At 72.3% G+C, this 17,196-nt stretch carries 13 protein-coding genes; 6 read left to right on the top strand and 7 right to left on the bottom strand.

Annotated elements, in window-relative coordinates:
* The first annotated feature begins 26 nt into the window (after positions 1–26).
* A complete protein-coding gene (locus tag Dvina_RS23760) occupies positions 27–1,397 on the top strand; it encodes an ABC transporter substrate-binding protein (protein ID WP_223104665.1) in 1,371 nt (456 codons plus the stop codon).
* A 68-nt stretch (positions 1,398–1,465) separates the two neighbouring features.
* Entirely contained in the window at positions 1,466–2,206 is a 741-nt protein-coding gene (locus Dvina_RS23755; protein WP_246656396.1) for a sulfite exporter TauE/SafE family protein, read from the top strand.
* Between the two features lie 5 nt (positions 2,207–2,211).
* On the opposite strand, the gene Dvina_RS23750 is transcribed toward Dvina_RS23755, so the two are convergent.
* Complete coding sequence (locus Dvina_RS23750) at positions 2,212–5,541, bottom strand: beta-glucosidase (RefSeq protein ID WP_223104664.1); 3,330 nt, start codon at positions 5,539–5,541, stop codon at positions 2,212–2,214.
* A gap of 225 nt (positions 5,542–5,766) precedes the next feature.
* Between Dvina_RS23750 and Dvina_RS23745 the strand changes: the two genes are divergently transcribed.
* The 4 genes from Dvina_RS23745 (at position 5,767) to Dvina_RS23730 (ending at position 8,738) form a co-directional block, all read left to right on the top strand.
* Positions 5,767–6,279: a toxin-antitoxin system HicB family antitoxin gene (locus Dvina_RS23745; RefSeq protein ID WP_223104663.1), complete on the top strand. Its 513-nt coding sequence runs from the start codon at positions 5,767–5,769 to the stop codon at positions 6,277–6,279.
* A 73-nt stretch (positions 6,280–6,352) separates the two neighbouring features.
* Positions 6,353–7,216 (top strand): DUF4097 family beta strand repeat-containing protein, encoded by an 864-nt coding sequence (locus Dvina_RS23740; RefSeq protein ID WP_223104662.1) that lies wholly within the window; start codon positions 6,353–6,355, stop codon positions 7,214–7,216.
* A complete protein-coding gene (locus Dvina_RS23735; RefSeq protein ID WP_223104661.1) occupies positions 7,213–7,965 on the top strand; it encodes an ABC transporter ATP-binding protein in 753 nt (250 codons plus the stop codon). The genes Dvina_RS23740 and Dvina_RS23735 overlap by 4 nt, the downstream gene beginning before the upstream one ends.
* Before the next feature lie 11 nt (positions 7,966–7,976).
* Positions 7,977–8,738, top strand: coding sequence for an ABC transporter permease (locus Dvina_RS23730; RefSeq protein WP_223104660.1), 762 nt, complete (start codon positions 7,977–7,979; stop codon positions 8,736–8,738).
* On the opposite strand, the gene Dvina_RS23725 is transcribed toward Dvina_RS23730, so the two are convergent.
* The 6 genes from Dvina_RS23725 to Dvina_RS23700 all read right to left on the bottom strand — a co-directional run bounded on the left by Dvina_RS23725 (position 8,739) and on the right by Dvina_RS23700 (position 16,896).
* Positions 8,739–10,196 carry a PP2C family protein-serine/threonine phosphatase gene (locus Dvina_RS23725; RefSeq protein WP_223104659.1) on the bottom strand — a complete coding sequence of 486 codons (1,458 nt, stop codon included), beginning with the start codon at positions 10,194–10,196 and terminating at the stop codon, positions 8,739–8,741.
* Between the two features lie 36 nt (positions 10,197–10,232).
* Positions 10,233–11,894: a putative bifunctional diguanylate cyclase/phosphodiesterase gene (locus Dvina_RS23720; protein ID WP_223104658.1), complete on the bottom strand. Its 1,662-nt coding sequence runs from the start codon at positions 11,892–11,894 to the stop codon at positions 10,233–10,235.
* Positions 11,895–11,972: 78 nt separating this feature from the next.
* On the bottom strand, positions 11,973–12,776 hold the full coding sequence (locus Dvina_RS23715) for an SAM-dependent methyltransferase (RefSeq protein ID WP_223104657.1): 804 nt from the start codon (positions 12,774–12,776) through the stop codon (positions 11,973–11,975).
* Between the two features lie 9 nt (positions 12,777–12,785).
* Positions 12,786–15,140 carry a putative bifunctional diguanylate cyclase/phosphodiesterase gene (locus tag Dvina_RS23710; protein ID WP_223104656.1) on the bottom strand — a complete coding sequence of 785 codons (2,355 nt, stop codon included), beginning with the start codon at positions 15,138–15,140 and terminating at the stop codon, positions 12,786–12,788.
* Positions 15,137–16,228: a type III PLP-dependent enzyme gene (locus tag Dvina_RS23705; protein WP_223104655.1), complete on the bottom strand. Its 1,092-nt coding sequence runs from the start codon at positions 16,226–16,228 to the stop codon at positions 15,137–15,139. Before Dvina_RS23705 ends, Dvina_RS23710 begins: the two co-directional genes overlap by 4 nt.
* Entirely contained in the window at positions 16,225–16,896 is a 672-nt protein-coding gene (locus tag Dvina_RS23700; protein ID WP_223104654.1) for a hypothetical protein, read from the bottom strand. The genes Dvina_RS23705 and Dvina_RS23700 overlap by 4 nt, the downstream gene beginning before the upstream one ends.
* Positions 16,897–17,196: the final 300 nt, after the last annotated feature.

The raw sequence follows: 17,196 nt of genomic DNA, 5'->3' as shown, positions 1-17,196 counted from the left end.
ACAGGTACAACCAGGAAGGAACAACCATGTCCTTGCCCAAGCCACAAGCCGGCGAGATCAGCCGGCGACGGTTCCTCGGCCTCGCCGCCGGCGGACTGTCGGCCGCGGCCCTGGCCGCGTGCAGCGGGGGCCCGTCGACGACCTCGACGGACTCGTCCGGCAAGCCCGAGACCCTCGACTACACCGGCGTCAAGCCGGCCGGCACCATCACCTTCTGGTCGTCGAACCCGGGCTCCTCGCAGGAGGTGACCCAGCAGATCATCGACGCGTTCCACCAGAGCCAGTCCGACATCAAGGTGCAGCTGGTCTCGGCCGGCTCGACCTACGAGGACATCGCGCAGAAGTTCCAGGCCGCGCAGGCCGGCGGCACGCTGCCCGACCTGGTCGTGCTCTCCGACGTGTGGTGGTTCCGCTACTACCTGCAGGACTCGATCGTCCCGCTCGACGGGCTGTTCAAGGCGCTGAACTGGGACACCGGCGACTACCGCGAGCAGCTGCTGAGCGACTACAAGTACAAGGGCGCGACCTGGGCGGTGCCGTGGGCGCGCTCCACGCCGCTGTTCTACTGGAACAAGGCCCACTTCGCCGCGGCCGGCCTGCCGGACCGGGCGCCGAAGACGTGGGACGAGTTCGCCGAGTGGGCGCCGAAGCTGAAGTCGGCCAACGCCGGGCTCCAGAACGCGTTCCAGCTGCCGGCCCTGGCCGGGTATGCGGGCTGGAGCTTCCAGAACAACCTGTGGGGTACCGGCGGCGGCTGGTCGGCCAAGGAAACCTTCGACGTCACCTGTGACAAGCCCGAGTCGGTCCAGGCGCTGCAGTTCCTCGCCGACGCCGTCTACAAGGGCAAGTGGTCGGGCGTCGCCGGCAAGGACTCGACCCAGGACCTGTCGGCCGGCGCGGTCAGCGCGACTGTCGGCTCGACGGGCAGCCTTGTCGGCATCCTCAAGGTCGCCAAGTTCGACGTCGGCGCGGGCTTCCTGCCCGGCGGCCCGAAGTCGACCTCCCCGGTCTGCCCCACCGGCGGCGCGGGCGTCGGCATCCCGAAGAAGATCAAGCCGGAGAACCAGGTCGCCGCGGCCACGTTCATCAAGTTCCTGACGTCGCCCGCGAACACGCTGAAGTTCGCCCAGGCCACCGGCTACATGCCGGTGCGCAAGTCGGCCGACACCTCGGCGCTGACGTCCAAGACGCCGCAGTCCCAGGTCGCGATCGACCAGCTGGCGGCCACCCGTAACCAGGACTGGGCCCGGGTCTTCCTGCCCGGTGCCGACCAGGAGATGGCCAACGCCTGCGCCGAGATCCTGACGAAGAACGGCGACGTCCAGACCCAGCTGACCAAGCTGAAGGGCACCCTGGAAGGCATCTACAACACCCAGGTCAAGCCCCATCTGAAGTAGCGCGGTCCAGCGCCGCGGGCGACCCGGCCGGCTGGACGCCCGGTCGCTCGCGGTGGATCATGCTCGGCGTGGCGTGGTGGATGTATCCGGCGCTTGTCGTGGCCGGGGTCGGCGGTGGGCTCGTCGGGGCGGTGGGTGGCGTGGCGTCGCTGGTGAGCTACCCGGCGCTGCTCGCCGCCGGGCTGGCGCCGGTGACGGCCAACGTCACGAACAGTGTCGCGCTCGTGTTCAGCAGTGCCGGGTCGATTGCCGGGTCGCGGGCCGAGCTGGCCGGGCAGGGGCGGCGCCTGCGATGGCTCGTCGTGGCCGCCGTCGCGGGTGGGGTGGCCGGCGGGGCGTTGCTGCTGCTCGCGCCGGCCGGGTCGTTCGAGCTCGTCGTGCCCGGGCTGATCGCGGTGGCGTCCGCCGCGATCCTGCTGCCCCGGCGGCCCGCCGCGGCCGGGCATGCGCGGCGGTGGACCCTGTTCGGGGGCGTGTTCCTGATCGGGGCTTACGGCGGATACTTCGGTGCCGCCGCCGGGATCATGATGCTGGCGCTGCTGCTGGCGCTGACCGCGGAGCCCTTCGCCCGCGGCAATGCGATGAAGAACGTCCTGCTCGGATCGGCCAACGCGGTCGCGGCCGTCGCCTACGCGGTGTTCGGGCCGGTCCACTGGCTCGCCGTGGTGCCGTTGGGAATCGGCGGATTCATCGGTGGGCGGATCGGGCCGGCCATCGTGCGGCGGTCTCCACCCGAGGCCCTGCGGGTGCTCATCGCGGTGCTGGGCCTCGGGCTCGCCGTCGCACTCGGCTGGCGGACCTATCGCTGAACACGTCAGGCGTACAGGTTGAGCTCCGCGATCGACCACCAGCTCGTCGACGTCCCGGTCTGCACGATGCGCAGGTACCGCACCGTCTGCGCCGGGAACGTCGCCGTCACCAGCGCCGCGGAGCCGGTGCCGGTGGCGATCGGCGCGCTCCAGCTCACCCCGTCGGCCGAGGTCAGGACCTGGTAGCCGCGGGCGTAGTCGGCGGCGCTGCCCGCGGAGTCCATCCGCAGCTCCTTGAACGTCCGGGCGGCCCCCAGATCCAGCTGCAGCCACTGCCCGGCGGCCATCGGCGCGCCCGTCGACCAGCGGGTCGCGGTGTCGCCGTCGAGCACCCGGGCCGGCACGTCGGCCCCGCCCGTGGCCGAGGCGGTGGCCGTCCAGCCGGTGCGCGGCAGGACGCCGCCGGTGGGCTGGGTGACGGTGCCGGAGGTGTCCAGGTTCAGCTCCGCCACCGACCACCAGCTGCTCGACGTGCCGGTCTGGACGATCCGCACGTACCGCGCGGTCTGGGCCGGGAACGTCGCCGTGAGCAGTGCGCCGGTGCCCGTGCCGGTGGCGACCGGGGCGCTCCAGCTCACCCCGTCGGCCGACGTCAGGACCTGGTAGCCGCGGGCGTAGTCGTTGGTGCTGCCGGCGGAGTCGAGGCGCAGGCGGTCGAAGGTCTGCGCGGTGCCGAGATCCACCTGCAGCCACTGCCCGGCGGCCATCGGCGCGCCCGTCGACCAGCGGGTGCCGGCGTCGCCGTCGAGCACCCGGGCCGGCACGTCGGCGCCACCGGTGGCCGAGGCGGTGGCCGTCCAGCCGGTGCGCGGCAGGGGCGTTTCGACAGGGGTCGAGCCGCCGATGACCACCTGGCCGGTGAGGCGGATGTCCCGGGACGAGGCACCGACGTACACCTGGTGGGTGCCGGCGGCGGTGGTCCAGGCGGTGCCCCAGTACTGGAAGCTGCGCGCATCGAGCGTGACCGTCACGCGCTGGGTCTGGCCGGCGGCGAGCGTGACCCTGGTGAAGCCGCGCAGGTTCTTCGGGGGCTCGGCGGTGGCGTTGGGCTGCCCGACGTACACCTGCGGGATCTCGGAGCCGGCGCGCTGACCGGTGTTGGTGACGTCGAAGGCGACGGCCACCCGCCCGGCGGCGTCCGGCGCGCCGACGGTCAGGTTCGCGTAGGCGAAGGTGGTGTAGGACAGGCCGTGGCCGAAGGGGAACAGCGGGGCGACGTTCTGCGCGTCGTACCAGCGGTAGCCGACCTTCAGGCCCTCGGAGTACCGGACCTGCCCGCCCTGCCCGGGCCACTGCGCCGCGCTGCTCGCCGGGGCGTCGGCGAGCCGCGCCGGGAACGTGACCGGGAGCCTGCCGGTGAAGTTCGCGTCGCCGTAGAGCAGGGCCGCGAGGGCGTTGCCGTCCTCCTGGCCCGGGTACCACGCCTCGATCACGGCCTTCACACTGCCGAGCCACGGCATGGTGACCGCGGAGCCGCTGTTCACCACCACGACCGTGTTCGGGTTGACCGCGGCCACGTCGGTGACCAGCTGGTTCTGGGCCGCGGCCAGGTCGATGCCGGCCAGGTCCGAGCCCTCCGACTCGAAGTTGTCGACGAAGACCAGTGCGGTGCCCGCGGTCCGGGCCGCCGCGATCGCCTGGTCGTGCACCGACTGGCCGGGCGCCGACCAGCCGAGCGTCAGGTTGCTGGCCCCGCCGCCCTGGAAGTAGTCGACCTCGATGCTGACGCTCTGCCCGGCGGTGAGGGCGACCGAGCCGGTGCGGGTGGTGCTGCCCTGGTTGAACCAGTTGTTGATGACCTGCTGGCCGTTGATGAGCAGCCGGCTGCCGTCGTCGCTGGTCAGGGAGAACTGGTAGGTGCCGGTCGCGGCCGGCTTCAGGGTGGCGGTGTAGCGCGCGGACCAGTTCGTCGCGTTGACGCCGGCCGCCGGGGAGGCGCCGCCCCACACCTTGTCGATGCCGCTCTCGGCCCGGGTGAGCACCGCGCTGCCGGACAGGTCGGTGCTGTTGTAGTAGGCCGCCGTGAGCCCGGTGAACGCGCCGGCCGGCACCGGCGGGAGCGCCCCGTCGGCGGAGGCGATGCCCGGCGCGTAGACGGCCGAGGCGCTGCGGGCGCGGATGGCGTCGTAGGGCGTGACCAGGTACGGCGCGTTGACCGCCGCGCTGCCGCCGCCCTGGGCCATGGCCCGGGTCCCGCCGCCGGGCCCGATGACCGCGACGTTGGCCCCGGTGGCCAGCGGCAGTGCATTCGAGGCGTTCTTCAGCAGTACCGCACCCTCCTGCGCGACCTGCCGCGCGACGCCGGCGTGCGCCGCTGTCGTGACGACCGCGGCCGTGTTGACGGTCTGCGCCCGGTCGAACAGGCCCCGGCGGAACATCGACAGCAGGATGCGCCGGACGTGCTCGTCGATCGTCGCCGCGGACACCTGGCCGTTCTGCACGGCGGTGGTGAGTGGTGAGCCGAAGTACTGGCTGCCGGGCATCTCCATGTCCAGGCCGTTGTTGGCGGAGGCGACGGTGGAGTGCGTGGCGCCCCAGTCCGAGGTGATGAACCCGGTGAAGCCGAGGTCGCGCTTGAGCACGTCGTTCTGCAGGGGGCCGTTCTCGCAGGCGAACGCGCCGTTGACGGCCGAGTAGGAGCACATCACCGAGTCGGCCTGGCCCTGCTGGACGGCGGTCTCGAAGGCCGGCAGGTAGATCTCGCGCTGGGTGCGCGCGTCGACGATCACGTTGTCCGACAGCGTGTTGCGGTTCGTCTCCTGGTTGTAGGCCGCATAGTGCTTGACCTGCGCCATCGGGCCCTGGCTCTGGATGCCCTGGATGTCGGCCGCGCCGATCTGCCCGGCCAGGTACGGGTCCTCGCCGAACGACTCGAACGCCCGGCCCCACCGCGGGTCGCGCACGATGTTGATGGTCGGGGCGAGGACCACGTTTGTGCCCTTGCCCCACTGCTCGGAGCCCAGGACCTCGCCGTACTGCCGGGCCAGTGCGGTGTCGAAGCTCGCCGCGGCGGCGACCGGGGCCGGCATCTGGGTGACGCCGGTGAACCCGTCGCCGGCGCCGACCGGGCCGTCCTGCAGCCGGATCTGCGGGATGCCGAGCCGGGTGTTGGCGTCGACGCAGCCGGCGAACCCGCAGCCGGCGCCGCCGTGCAGCATGGTGAGCTTCTCGGCCTGGGTCATGGCGGCGAGCAGTTCGTCGGCGCGCTGCGCGGGGGTCTGTGACGCGTCGCGCCACGGCTGGTCGGCGGCCTCGGCGGCGCGGACCCCGGCGACGAGGCCGCCGGCGAGCGCGGCGACCAGTCCGGCGGCGAGCAGGGTACGGCGAATGGGCATGGGGCTCCGTTCAGGGTCATGGCGGTGACCTCGACACGCCCGAGAGAGCGCTCTCCGAGCCTCGCCTGCCGCGCGCCTGCTGTCAAGGGGCTCGATGGCTCCGCGGCAGCCCGGCCAGGCCGCCGGCCCGGTCGCGCCGCCCGGCCGCAGTCGGGCTCGGCCGAGTGGTGTCGCGTGGTGTCACAGACGCTTGACATGACACCACGCCCCGATTACCTTGGTGTCATGGAACTTGATCGGTACGTCTCCGAACTCCAGATGCAGCTGGCGGCGGCGGCCGAGCACGGGGACGCCGGGGCCCGGGCGGCGGCCGAGCAGCTCAACGCGGCAATGGATGCCGCCGTGCGGCTGATGCTGCTCGGCGTGCTCAGCGACGTCTCCACCGAGATCACGCAGCAGATCGCGCCCGCATCAGTCGACGTGGTGCTGCGGGGGCGGGAGCCGCACCTCGTGGTGTCACGGGCCGACGCGCCCGAGCCGGCGGCACCCGCCGAGCTTCGGGACGCGGTGGCGAACCCGGCCGAGGCGGTGGATGACACCACTGTGACATCACGAACGACACTACGGCTGCCCGACCGGCTCAAGGCGCGGGCCGAGCAGGCGGCGGCGGCCGAAGGGGTGTCGGTCAACTCGTGGTTCGTCCGCGCCATCGCGGCCGCCCTCGAGCCCGACGCCCGCCCGGCCGCGGTGGCCCGCAAGGTCAGGGCGGGCGACCGGTTCACCGGCTGGGCCCGCTAACCCGCCCATCAGCACATCGAACAGCCCCGCCGTCGGCGGGGCCGATCCGGCACGCCCATGTGGAGGTCGCACCATGCCCAGTTACGACGTGTCCGGCCCGATCGAGCTGGACGTCACGGCCGGTGTCGCGTTCGTCGACGTCGTCGCCTCGGACCGCGGCGACACCGTCGTCGAGATCGGGCCGAGCACGCCCGGGCGCGGCGGCGACGAGTCGCTCGCCCGGGACTCGACAGTCACGTTCGACGACGGGCGGGTGCGGGTGCGGGTGCCGCGCCGCCTCAACCTGTTCAGCAAGGGCGACTCGGTCGACGTGCGCTGCGAGGTGCCGACCGGATCGCGGGTCGAGATCGAGAACACGTACGGCTCGGTACGCACCCGCGGTGTGCTCGGCGACGCCCGGATCGTGGCCAAGTACGGCAGCGTCACCGCCGACACCGTCGCCGACCTCGTGCTGGAGGCGGCGTACGGCAGCATCGACATCGCCGCGGTGACCGGGCGGCTCGAGGTCACCGGCGGCCACGGCGCGATCCGCATCGCGGCGGTGCACGGCGAGGCCCGGCTGCGCGCCGCCCACGGCACCACGGAGCTCGGCACCGCCGGCGGCGACGTGGAGGTCACCACCTCCGGTCCGCTCACCGTCGAGCGGGCCCTCGGCGACGTGACCGCGCGCAGCGCCCACGGTCCCATCCGGGTCCGCGAGGTCACCGGCGGGACGATCCGGCTCGACAACGGCCACGCCGACATCGACGTCGGCGTCCCGGCCGGGGTCGCGGCCTGGATCGACGCCAGCTCGGCCCACGGCCGGGTCCGCAACGAGCTCACCCCCGATCCGGCGGCCGCCGAGAGCGAGCGCACCGTCGAACTCCACCTGCATGCCGGCTACGGCAACGTCATCATCCGCCGCGTCACCACCCCCCGAAGGGAAGCACCGCAATGATCGAGGTCAAGGGCCTGCAGAAGTCGTACGGCCAGGTGCACGTCCTGCGCGGCGTCGACTTCGAGGTGGCCACGGGCAGCATCTTCGCCCTGCTCGGCTCCAACGGCGCCGGGAAGACCACCGTCGTGAAGATCCTCGCCACGCTGCTCAAACCCGACGCCGGCACCGCCCGCGTCCACGGGATCGACGTCGCCCGGCGGCCGGCCGACGTGCGCAACGCCATCAGCCTCACCGGGCAGTTCGCCGCGGTCGACGAGATCCTCACCGGCCGCGAGAACCTGGTCCTGGTCGCCCGGCTGCGCCACCTCAAGCGGGCCGACCGCATCGCCGGCGAGCTGCTCACCCGGTTCGGGCTCACCGACGCGGCCGACCGCAAGGTGGCCACCTACTCCGGCGGGATGCGCCGGCGGCTCGACATCGCGATGAGCCTGGTCGGCAACCCACCTGTCATCTTCCTCGACGAGCCGACGACCGGGCTCGACCCGCAGGGCCGCATCGAGGTGTGGCAGTGCGTCAAGGAGCTTGCCGGCCGGGGCACGACGGTGCTGCTCACCACCCAGTACCTCGACGAGGCCGAGCAGCTCGCCGACCGGATCGCGATCCTGCACGAGGGCCGCATCATCGTCGACGGCACCCTCACCGAGCTCAAGCAGCTCCTGCCGCCGGTCAAGGTCGAGTACGTCGAGAAACAGCCGACGCTCGAAGACGTCTTCCTCGCCGTCGTCGGCTCCAGCGGTACCGACAAGTAAGGATCTTCGCCATGACCAGCCACTTCCTGGCCGACACGGCCGTGCTGACCCGCCGTTCGCTGCGCCACATCGCGCGCAGCCTCGACACCATCCTGACGACGGCGGTCATGCCGATCGGGTTCATGCTGCTGTTCGTCTACGTGCTCGGCGGCGCCATCAACTCCGGCACGCCGTCCTATGTGGACTATCTGCTGCCCGGCATCCTGATCGTCACGGTCGCCTCCGGCATCTCCTACACCGCCTACCGGCTCTTCCTCGACCTCCAGAACGGCATCTTCGAGCGCTTCCAGTCGATGCCGGTGGCCCGCTCGTCGGTCCTGTGGGCCCACGTGCTGACGTCGCTCGTCGCCAACTCCATCTCGATCGTCGCCGTCGTGCTCGTCGCGCTGGTCATGGGGTTCCGCTCCTCGGCCGGCCCGGCCGCGTGGCTCGCGGTCGCCGGCCTGCTGCTGCTGTTCACGCTGGCCCTGACCTGGCTCGCCGTCATTCCCGGCCTCACCGCCAGGTCCATCGACGGCGCCGTCGCGTTCTCCTACCCGCTCATCTTCCTGCCGTTCATCAGCTCCGCGTTCGTGCCGACGGCCACCATGCCCACCCCGGTGCGCATCTTCGCCGAGCACCAGCCGGTCACGCTCATCGTCGACGCCCTCCGTGCCCTGTTCACCGGCCAGCCGCTCGGCTCCGGCCTCTGGGGCGCGCTCGCCTGGTGCGCCGGCATCCTGGTCGTGGCCTACGCCTTCGCCATTGTCGCGTTCCGCCGGAAGATCTCCTGATCAGCCCGCGCGGCGGATGACGGCCAGGACGATGTCGTCCTCGGTGTTGTCGCCGAAGCGCTCGGACAGCAGATCGCAGAGCTGCTCGGCCGTCAGGTCCTGACGGCCGAGCAGCGCTTCCAGCAGCAGGTCGAGGCCGGCGTCGATGCCCCGGTCGCGGCGCTCGACCAGGCCGTCGGTGTAGAACACGACGGTGGCGCCCGGCTCCAGGTAGGTCTCGTGGCTGGAACGCTGCACCGGCAGGCGGCTGCCCAGCAGCATCTCGGAGCGGGCCTGCAGCAGCCGGGGGCCGGCGGCGTCGAGCAGCACCGGCGGCATGTGCCCGGCATTGGACCAGGTCATCAGGTGGGTCGACGGGTCGACGCAGGCCAGCACCACGGTGGCCAGGGTGTCGACGCTCAGGCCGGCCATCGCGTCGTCGAGGGCGGCCAGGATCCGGTCCGGCGCCTGGGGCAGCGCATAGGCGATGCCGCGCAGCAGGTTGCGGATCTGGCTCATCGCCGCGGCCGCGTCCCGGTCGTGGCCGGTGACGTCCCCGACGACCACCGCCAGGATGTCGCCGGGCAGCCGGAACGCGTCGTACCAGTCGCCGCCGACCTGCGCGCCCACGGCGACCGGCCGGTAGCGCACGGCGATCTGGAGGTGGTCGACCGACGCGGGCCGGCTGAGCAGGCTGCGCTGCAGCGCCTCGGCCATCTGCCGCTCGGTGGCGGCCAGGCGGCGCTCGGCCAGCCGGGCGCGCCCGTGCACCAGCGCGGCGGTCACCAGGCGCCGGAAGCCGCGGTACTCCTCGTCGTCGCGCAGGTGCGGGCTGAGCCCGGTGACCAGCTGCACGTCGTCGGGGTCCGGGCCGGTGTCGGTGATGCGCACGTCCGGCAGGTCGGCCGGGTCGGAGCGCAGGGCGGCCAGCGCCCGCTCGACGAACTCGTCGCCCGTCTTCACGTCGGCGATCTCGTCGGTGAGCCGGGCCAGCAGCGCGAGCCGGCGACGGTCGACGACCTGCCCGGTGGTCTCGGACGCGATGTCCAGCACACCCTCGATCACCCCGTCGGGCCCGCGCACCGGCGAGTAGGAGAACGTGAAATACGTTTCCTCCGGGTACCCGTGCCGGGTCATGAGCAGCCGCATGTCCTCGGCCCAGGTGGAGCCGCGGCCGGCCCGGACGGATTCGAGCATCGGCCCGATGTCGGCCCAGATCTCGCCGAACACCTGCCGGGCCGGTGCGCCGAGAGCGGCCGGGTGCTTGTCGCCGATCATCGGCACGTACGCGGCGTTGTACAGCATCACGAACTGCGGCCCCCACAGCAGCGTGGCCGGGTTGCGGCTGTGCAGGATCAGGTCGGCCGCGCCGAGCAGTGCCGGGCTCCAGCCGGACACCGGCCCGAGGGGCCCGGCCGCCCAGTCGACGCCGAGGTACTGCGCGCGCAGCGGACCGGCGGCGGCGAACGGATCGATCACCGGTCGAATCTATGCCAAGCCGAGTCCCAACACCGCTCATTCACCGAAGCGCTCGGCGGGGCGCCCGAGGTGGTACCCCTGGCCGGTGTCGCAGCCCAGGGCGAGGAGCTGCTCGCGCTGGACCGCCGTCTCGATGCCCTCGGCGGTGACGGTCAGGCCCAGGTCGTGACCAAGGTTGATCATCGCGGTGAGCACTGTGCGGTCCGGACCCGCGGCGGCGGGCCCGGCGCGCAGGAAGTCGATGAAGCAGGCCGCGATCTTCAGGTTGTGCACGGGCAGGTTGCTGATCTCGGCCAGCCGGCAGTTGCCGGTGCCGAAGTCGTCGAGCGCGATCCGCACGCCCATGCGGGCGATCTCGTCGAGGGTGCCCAGCTCCGCGGGGTCGAGCAGCACATTCTCGGTGACCTCCAGCTGCAGCCGCGCGGCCGGCAGCCCGGTCTCGTCGAGGATCGCCCGGATCATGGCGGGCAGGCCGGGCCGGCGCAGCTGGGCGTCGGCGACGTTGACGCTGACGAGCAGGTCGCCGGGCCGGCCGGCCGCCTCGGCGCAGGCGCGGCGCAGGACGAGCTCACCCAGCGGCACGATGAGGCCGGTGTGCTCGGCGAGGTCGATGAACCGGCCGGGCATCACCAGCCCGAGCTGCGGATGCTGCCAGCGCACGAGCGCCTCGGCCCCGATGCTCCGCCCGGTGGCCAGGTCGGTGAGGGGCTGGAAGTGCACGACGAACTCGTCGCGGGTCAGCGCGTCGGGCAGCTGGGCGCTCAGCGCGTGGCGGGCGTTCTCGGCGGCCGCCCGATCCGGGTCGAACACCGTCCAGTGCCCGCGGCTCTCCCGCTTGGCCCAGGCGAGGGCCTGCTCGGCCGCGCCGAGCAGCGCCGCGGGGTCGGCGCCGGTGGTGGCCCGCTCGACGACGCCGATGCTGGCCCCGATCGGGAGCGTGTAGCCGTTGTTGATCGGGAACGTCTGGGCGATCGCGGCCAGCGCCTGCTCGGCCGCCTTGGTGACCTCGTCGGGCCCGGTGGTGTCCTCGATGAGCAGCACGAAGGTGTCGATGCCGAGGTGGGCCGGGAAGTGCCCGCCGCGGCCGGCGAGGCGTTCGAGGCGGTGGGCGACGGTCAGCAGGACCTGGTCCCCGCTGCGGTAGCCCAGGCTGTCGTTGACGGTCCGGAACCGGTCGAGGTTGATCAGGCACAGCCCGAGCCGGGCCGGCGCGACGCGGTCGTCGAGGACGGCGCCGAGCCGCTGCAGGAGGGCCCGGCGGTTGGGCAGCCGGGTCAGGTGGTTGCGCAGCAGGCCGCCGGCGGCGTCGCGGCGGCGGTCGGCGAGCTCGGCCCGGCGCAGCGCCTCCTGGGCGGCGACGGTCTGGTCGACGAGCGCGCCGGTGTACCCGGCGACGAAGGCGCCCAGCAGCTCGTCGAGGTGCGGCTTGGACAGCAGGTATTTGCCGATGAGCGTCGTCGTGGCGCCGAGCAGCTCCGGGGTGGCGATCCCGGAGCCGACGAGGTCGGCGCCGATGGCCCGGCCGGCGTCGGCGACGAAGGGCTCGGCGTGCAGGGCGGCGGAGAGGCGGCTGACGAACCCCGCGAGCAGGGTGGAGATCTCGTCACGGCTGAGCCGCAGCACCGTGTGATCGGTAACAGCCCGGGTCCATGCCCGGGTGAAGTCCGCCGCACCCGAAGGTCTGACTTCCGCTGTCATCACTGCCGATTATGGGCAACGAAGTTGCTGAATGCCAGAGGAAACGCCTGACGTTACCGCCCGTATTCGTTAGCGTCCTTACGGTTTTCGTCCGACCGCGGCGAGCACCTCCGGGCGGTCCTCGACATCGCCCTCCGCGAGATCGGGGTGCCACTGCGTCACCGGTACCACACCGGGCGCGACGATCTCCAGACCGTCGAGCAGGCCCGCGATCTCGGCCGCGCTGCGCAGCGTCAGCGGGGTCGACGTGCGCTGGTACACCTCGCTGACCCGGTCGGCGTCCTCCTCCCGCTGCGGCGGCGGCGAACCGTGCGAGAGCGCGACGTAGCTGCCCGGGCGCACCGCCTCCCGGAACCGGCGCACGATCCCGGCCGGGTCGTCGCTGTCGGGCACGAAGTGCAGCACCGCGATGAGCATGACCGCGATCGGCTCACTGAAGTCGAGCAGGCCGCTCACGGCCGGGTGCCGCACGATGTCGTCCGGGTGGCGCACGTCGCCGACCATGACGTCGGCGTTGGGGTTGTCGGCCAGGATGGCCTGGCCGTGGGCGACCGCGACGGGGTCGAGGTCGACGTACATGACCCGGGCCCGCGGGTCCACCTGCTGGGCCACCTCGTGGACGCTGGCCAGCGTCGGGATGCCGGAGCCGACGTCGAGGAACTGCCGCACCCCGCTCGCCACCAGGTGCCGCACCACCCGGCCGAGGAACGCCCGGTTGGCCAGGCCGATCTGCCGGGCGTTCGGCACCATCGACATGACCTTCTCGACCATCTCGCGGTCGACGGCGAAGTTGTGGAACCCGCCGAGCGAGTAGTCGTACATCCGCGCCGCATTGGCGACGGTGATGTCGATGTCTTCCGGTGCCCACTCCGGTCGCGTCATCGCCGCACTCTAGCGCGTGCCGCGCCCGCTGTGGGTCTGCTCCCGCCGGCGCTGGCCCGGGACCTGGCCCTCGGGCTGGCGCAGGGCGGCGAACCACTGCTGCAGCGCGTCGGCGCTCATCGGCTCGCCCGGCAGGATGCCCTGCACGCCGGCGCAGCCGGACAGGGTCACCGCGTCGACCATCTCGCGGGTGTCGACGCCCTCGGCGATCACGGTGATCCCGAGCGAGCGGGCCAGGTCCACAGTGGAGCGGATGACGACCGCGTCCTGCGGGCTGTTCACCATCGGCGCGGCGAAGGCCGGGTCCAGCTTGAGCTCGTCGACGGGCATGCTGCGCAGCCGGGCCAGCGACGGCGCCGACCGGCCGTAGTGGTCAAGGGCGAGGCGGACGCCGAAGTGCCGGAACTGCCCGAGCGCCGTCTCGGTGCGGCGGGCGTCGATGAGCATCACGTCCTCGGCGATCTCCAGGGTGAGCGCCGACGGCGGCACCCCGAGCTTGTTCACCATCTTCGCGACGTCGTAGGGCAGCCGGGTGTCGAGCACGTCGGCTGCTGACACGTCGGCCGCAACGCCGAGCTCGAAGCCCTGCCGGCGCCAGCCCGCGCAGCTCTCCAGGGCGGTGCGCAGCAGGATCCGGGTCAGCTGGCGGGTCAGGCCGACCTGGACGGCGAGGCGCTGCAGCACCTCGGGCTCGACCCAGCCCTGGGTGGGGTGCCGCCAGCGCAGCAGCGCCTCGAGCGCGACCGGGCGGCGGCTGCCGAGGTCGACCTTCGGCTGGTAGTGGACGAAGAACTGCTCGTTCTCGACCGCGCGCAGCAGGTCGGGCAGCAGGTGGGAGCCGACGTCGCCGCGGTGGCCGGGGTCGTAGATCTCGACCTCGGAGCGGCTGGACTTGGCCTCGTGCAGCGCGTCGGCGGCGCAGCGGATGAGCTCGGCCGAGTTGCTGGCGTGCATCGGCGCGAGCGCGACGCCGGCGCTGAGCTCGAGCTGGACCGGCACCGGCCCGGCCGGCACCGGTGCGGCCAGCGCCCGGAGCAGAAACTCGGTGTCCCGGGCGATGCTGTCCGGGGTACCCGCCGACACGGTTCTGAGGATCGCGATCTCCGCCCCACCCAGGCGCACCGCGACCGCCTCGGGTGGCAGCGCCTGCTGGAGGCGGTTGCCCACGGTGTTGAGGATCATGTCACCGGCCGTGTAGCCGAGGATCCGGTTCATCTCCTGCAGGTGATCGATGCTGACGATCGTCAGGGGCAGCGTCGCGCCCGCGGGCAGGCCCTCCAGCATGCTCGGCAGCGCGGAGTCCAGCACGCGCCGGTTGCCCAGGCCGCTGATCTCGTCGGTGGCGGCCTCGCGGCGGGTCCGGGTCAGCTCGCGGGTCTGCTCGAACGTGAGCGCGGTGCGGATGCCGGCGGCGAGCAGGCAGGCGCTGGCCATGATGATGGTGACCGGGTGCAGGTGGACGAAGGTGCCGACGATGAGCACGACGAGCGCGCAGAGCGAGAAGAGGATCGGCACGAGCAGGGCCGCGAAGCCGCGCACCTCGTCGATGGAGCGGCGGCGGTACATCGAGCCGGCCAGCGCCATCAGCGTGAGCCCGATCATCCAGAGGCCGTCGGGCCAGCTGCCGTCGGTGTAGGTGTTGTCGGACAGGCCGAACAGGTAGCCGGTGTCGGCGGCGGTGAACGCGGCGGCGCCGAGGGCGGCCAGCCACCAGACCGGGTCGTTGCGCCAGCGGACCATGGCCAGGGCGGCGACCGCGACGACCATGAGGATGAGGTCACCGACCGGGTACGCCAGGTTGGTGATGGTCGCCGCGAACGGCTTGCTCCCGTCGGCGTTGAGCAGGTCGTTGAGCGTAAAGGCGGAGAACATCGCGCCGGCCGCGAGCGAGGTGACGACGCCGTCGAGCCAGACGGACGCGGGCAGCCGCCGCACGGTGGCCCGGGCGAGCAGGATGAAGCCGATGTAGGCCAGGGGGTACAGGCCGACGTAGAACACGTCGGCGGGCGACGGCACCGGGATGGCGTTGGCGTCGACGCCGGTGAAGCTAGCCTGCCAGTAGACGTCTCCGGCGGCCCAGGACGCCACGCCGCCGCCGACGAAGGCCCAGGCGATGCGGTTGCGGCGGACCAGGATCGGCCGGGCCAGCGCCAGCAGCGCCGTGGTGATCAGCACGACCAGGTAGAACGCGGTGTCCAGCAGCGCCGGGCGCTGCCCACCCATCGGAAAGAGGGTGCTGATCGCGTAGAGGGCGCCCAGGCTGGCGATGACCGTGCGCGCGACCCGGAACAGCGGCGAGCCGAGCACCGCCAGGTCGGGGTCCACCTCGGCCGCGGGCTCCACGGCGGCGTGGCTGCGTGTCACTGTTGTTCCCCGTCTTCTTGAATGTCGACGATCGGCGGCTCGAAGCCGTTGAAGGATGAGGCGTAGACCGTGGTGTAGGCCCCGGCGCTGCCGAAGTGCACCCGGTCACCGGTGGCGAGGTCCCGCGAGAGCTCGGCGTCGAACAGGATGGTGTCCTGGCTGTCGCAGGTCGGGCCGGTCAGCTGCATCCGGCGACGTGGTGCGCCGCCGTGCTCGTCGCCGACCGGGAAGCGCAGCTGGTTGCCGGTTTCGAGGCTCTCCATGAAGCCGTTGAACGCGCCCACGTCCAGGTGCACCCAGCGCTTGCCCATCCGGTCGGCGACGCCGATGACGGTGGACACGAGCGTGCCGGCCTCGGCGACGAGGGCGCGGCCGGGCTCCACGACGGCGTGGACGGGGTGGCGCAGCGCGGCCAGGCCGGCGTTGATGACCGCCGCGTACTCCTCCAGCGGGGGCGGGTCGGTGCAGTACCGCACCGGGAAGCCGCCACCCAGGTCCACCAGGGACAGCCGGACGTCCTCGGCGGCCAGCTTGTCCATCAGCTCGCCGACCATGTCCAGCGGCTGGACCCACGCCCGCGGATGCAGCATCTGCGACCCGACGTGGAAGGTCACCCCGTGCGGGTCGAGGCCGCGGTCCCGGGCGGCCAGCAGCAGCTGGGCGGCGGTCCCGAGATCGACCCCGAACTTCCCCTCGCTCGGTACCTCACTGTGCAGGTCCGGCACCGCGAGGCGCACGTACACCGATGCCCCCGGCGCGGCCCGTTCGAGCTTGGCCAGCTCGTCGGCGGAGTCGAACGCGTATCGCAGCACACCCGCGGCATGGGCCTTCTCGATGTGCGCCTCGGGCTTGACCGGGTTGCTGTATAGGATCTCGTCCGCGGGCACGCCGATCCCGAGCAGCTGCTCCAGCTCGGCCGCCGAGGCGATCTCGAAGCCGCAGCCCAGCCCGGCGAGGTGCCCGACGACCCGCGGGTGGGGGTTGCACTTCATCGCATAGTGCACGGCCACGTCCGGCATGGCCGCGCGCATGGCCCGGTAGGCGGCCCCGATCCGGCCGAGGTCCATGATGAGCCGGGGCGTGGTCACCTGACACTCCGGCCGGCGCTCGAGCGGGCCACGGCGGGCCGGCTGCCGGGGTTCTTGACCGGGACCGGCTTCTTGTGGGACCGCGGCCGCGGGATGCGCTGGGTGATCTCCGAGTCGCCCGCCCCGGCCGGGCGGGCGATGGGCTGCGTGACCTCGTTGCCGGCACGCGCGTTGAGGTCCACGGTGTCCTCGTCGGCCCCGGCGGGCACCGGCGCGCGCCGCCGCCGGCGGATGAGCTCGTAGCTGACGATCGCCACGCCGTAGAACGCGACATCGGCCATCAGCTTGCCGAGCAGGGTGCCGGTGCCCATGCCGCCGGTGATGCTCGGCCCGAGGTACATGAACAGCGGCCGCAGGGTCGTCGAGTCGAGGATCTCGATGAGCCCGAATTCGGCCAGCAGCAGCCGCGCGGTCGAGGCCGTGGTGCGCCGCAGCCCGAAGCCCCGGGCCCGCTCCCGCCGCCACTCGACGGTGGCGATGAACCCGTAGAACCCGACGATTTCCCCGACGGTCCCGGCGATGGCGGCGAGGACGCGGTCGGAGTACAACCCGTATATCAGCGCGGTCCCGAGAAATGCGCAGGCGGTCCCGAAAAGCTCGGCCGGAACATAGCGCCGAGCCCAGACCCAGACCTTCGCCCGCCAGCGCGGGCGCAGTCCAGCAGCCATTCCTGCTCGCCCCGTTCGAGCCGACAATATGCCGTCGCGCCAGGGCAAGGACTCACACTCTGCCTCGTTGCGCCCGGGAAAGCTATCACGGCCGTTCGATGTCTACAAAACGCTGCCGGCCATTACCGACCGTAGTTTCTCAAAGCGCAACCGAGCGGTCACACTCCCCCGCTGCGACCCCAATGCCGTTTCAACGCATTGATGCAGGCCATCGCCGCGCGGGCCGCGGCCGACCCGCTCGCACCGTCACGCAAACTCATACGTTCGGCCGATATATGGGGTCCGAACGGCCGCGCATTC

This window comes from Dactylosporangium vinaceum (assembly GCF_019904175.1).
Taxonomy (GTDB): Bacteria; Actinomycetota; Actinomycetes; order Mycobacteriales; family Micromonosporaceae; genus Dactylosporangium; species Dactylosporangium vinaceum.
The sequence above is the reverse complement of the archived record's forward strand: the minus strand, read 5'-3'. Positions and strand labels throughout refer to the sequence as shown.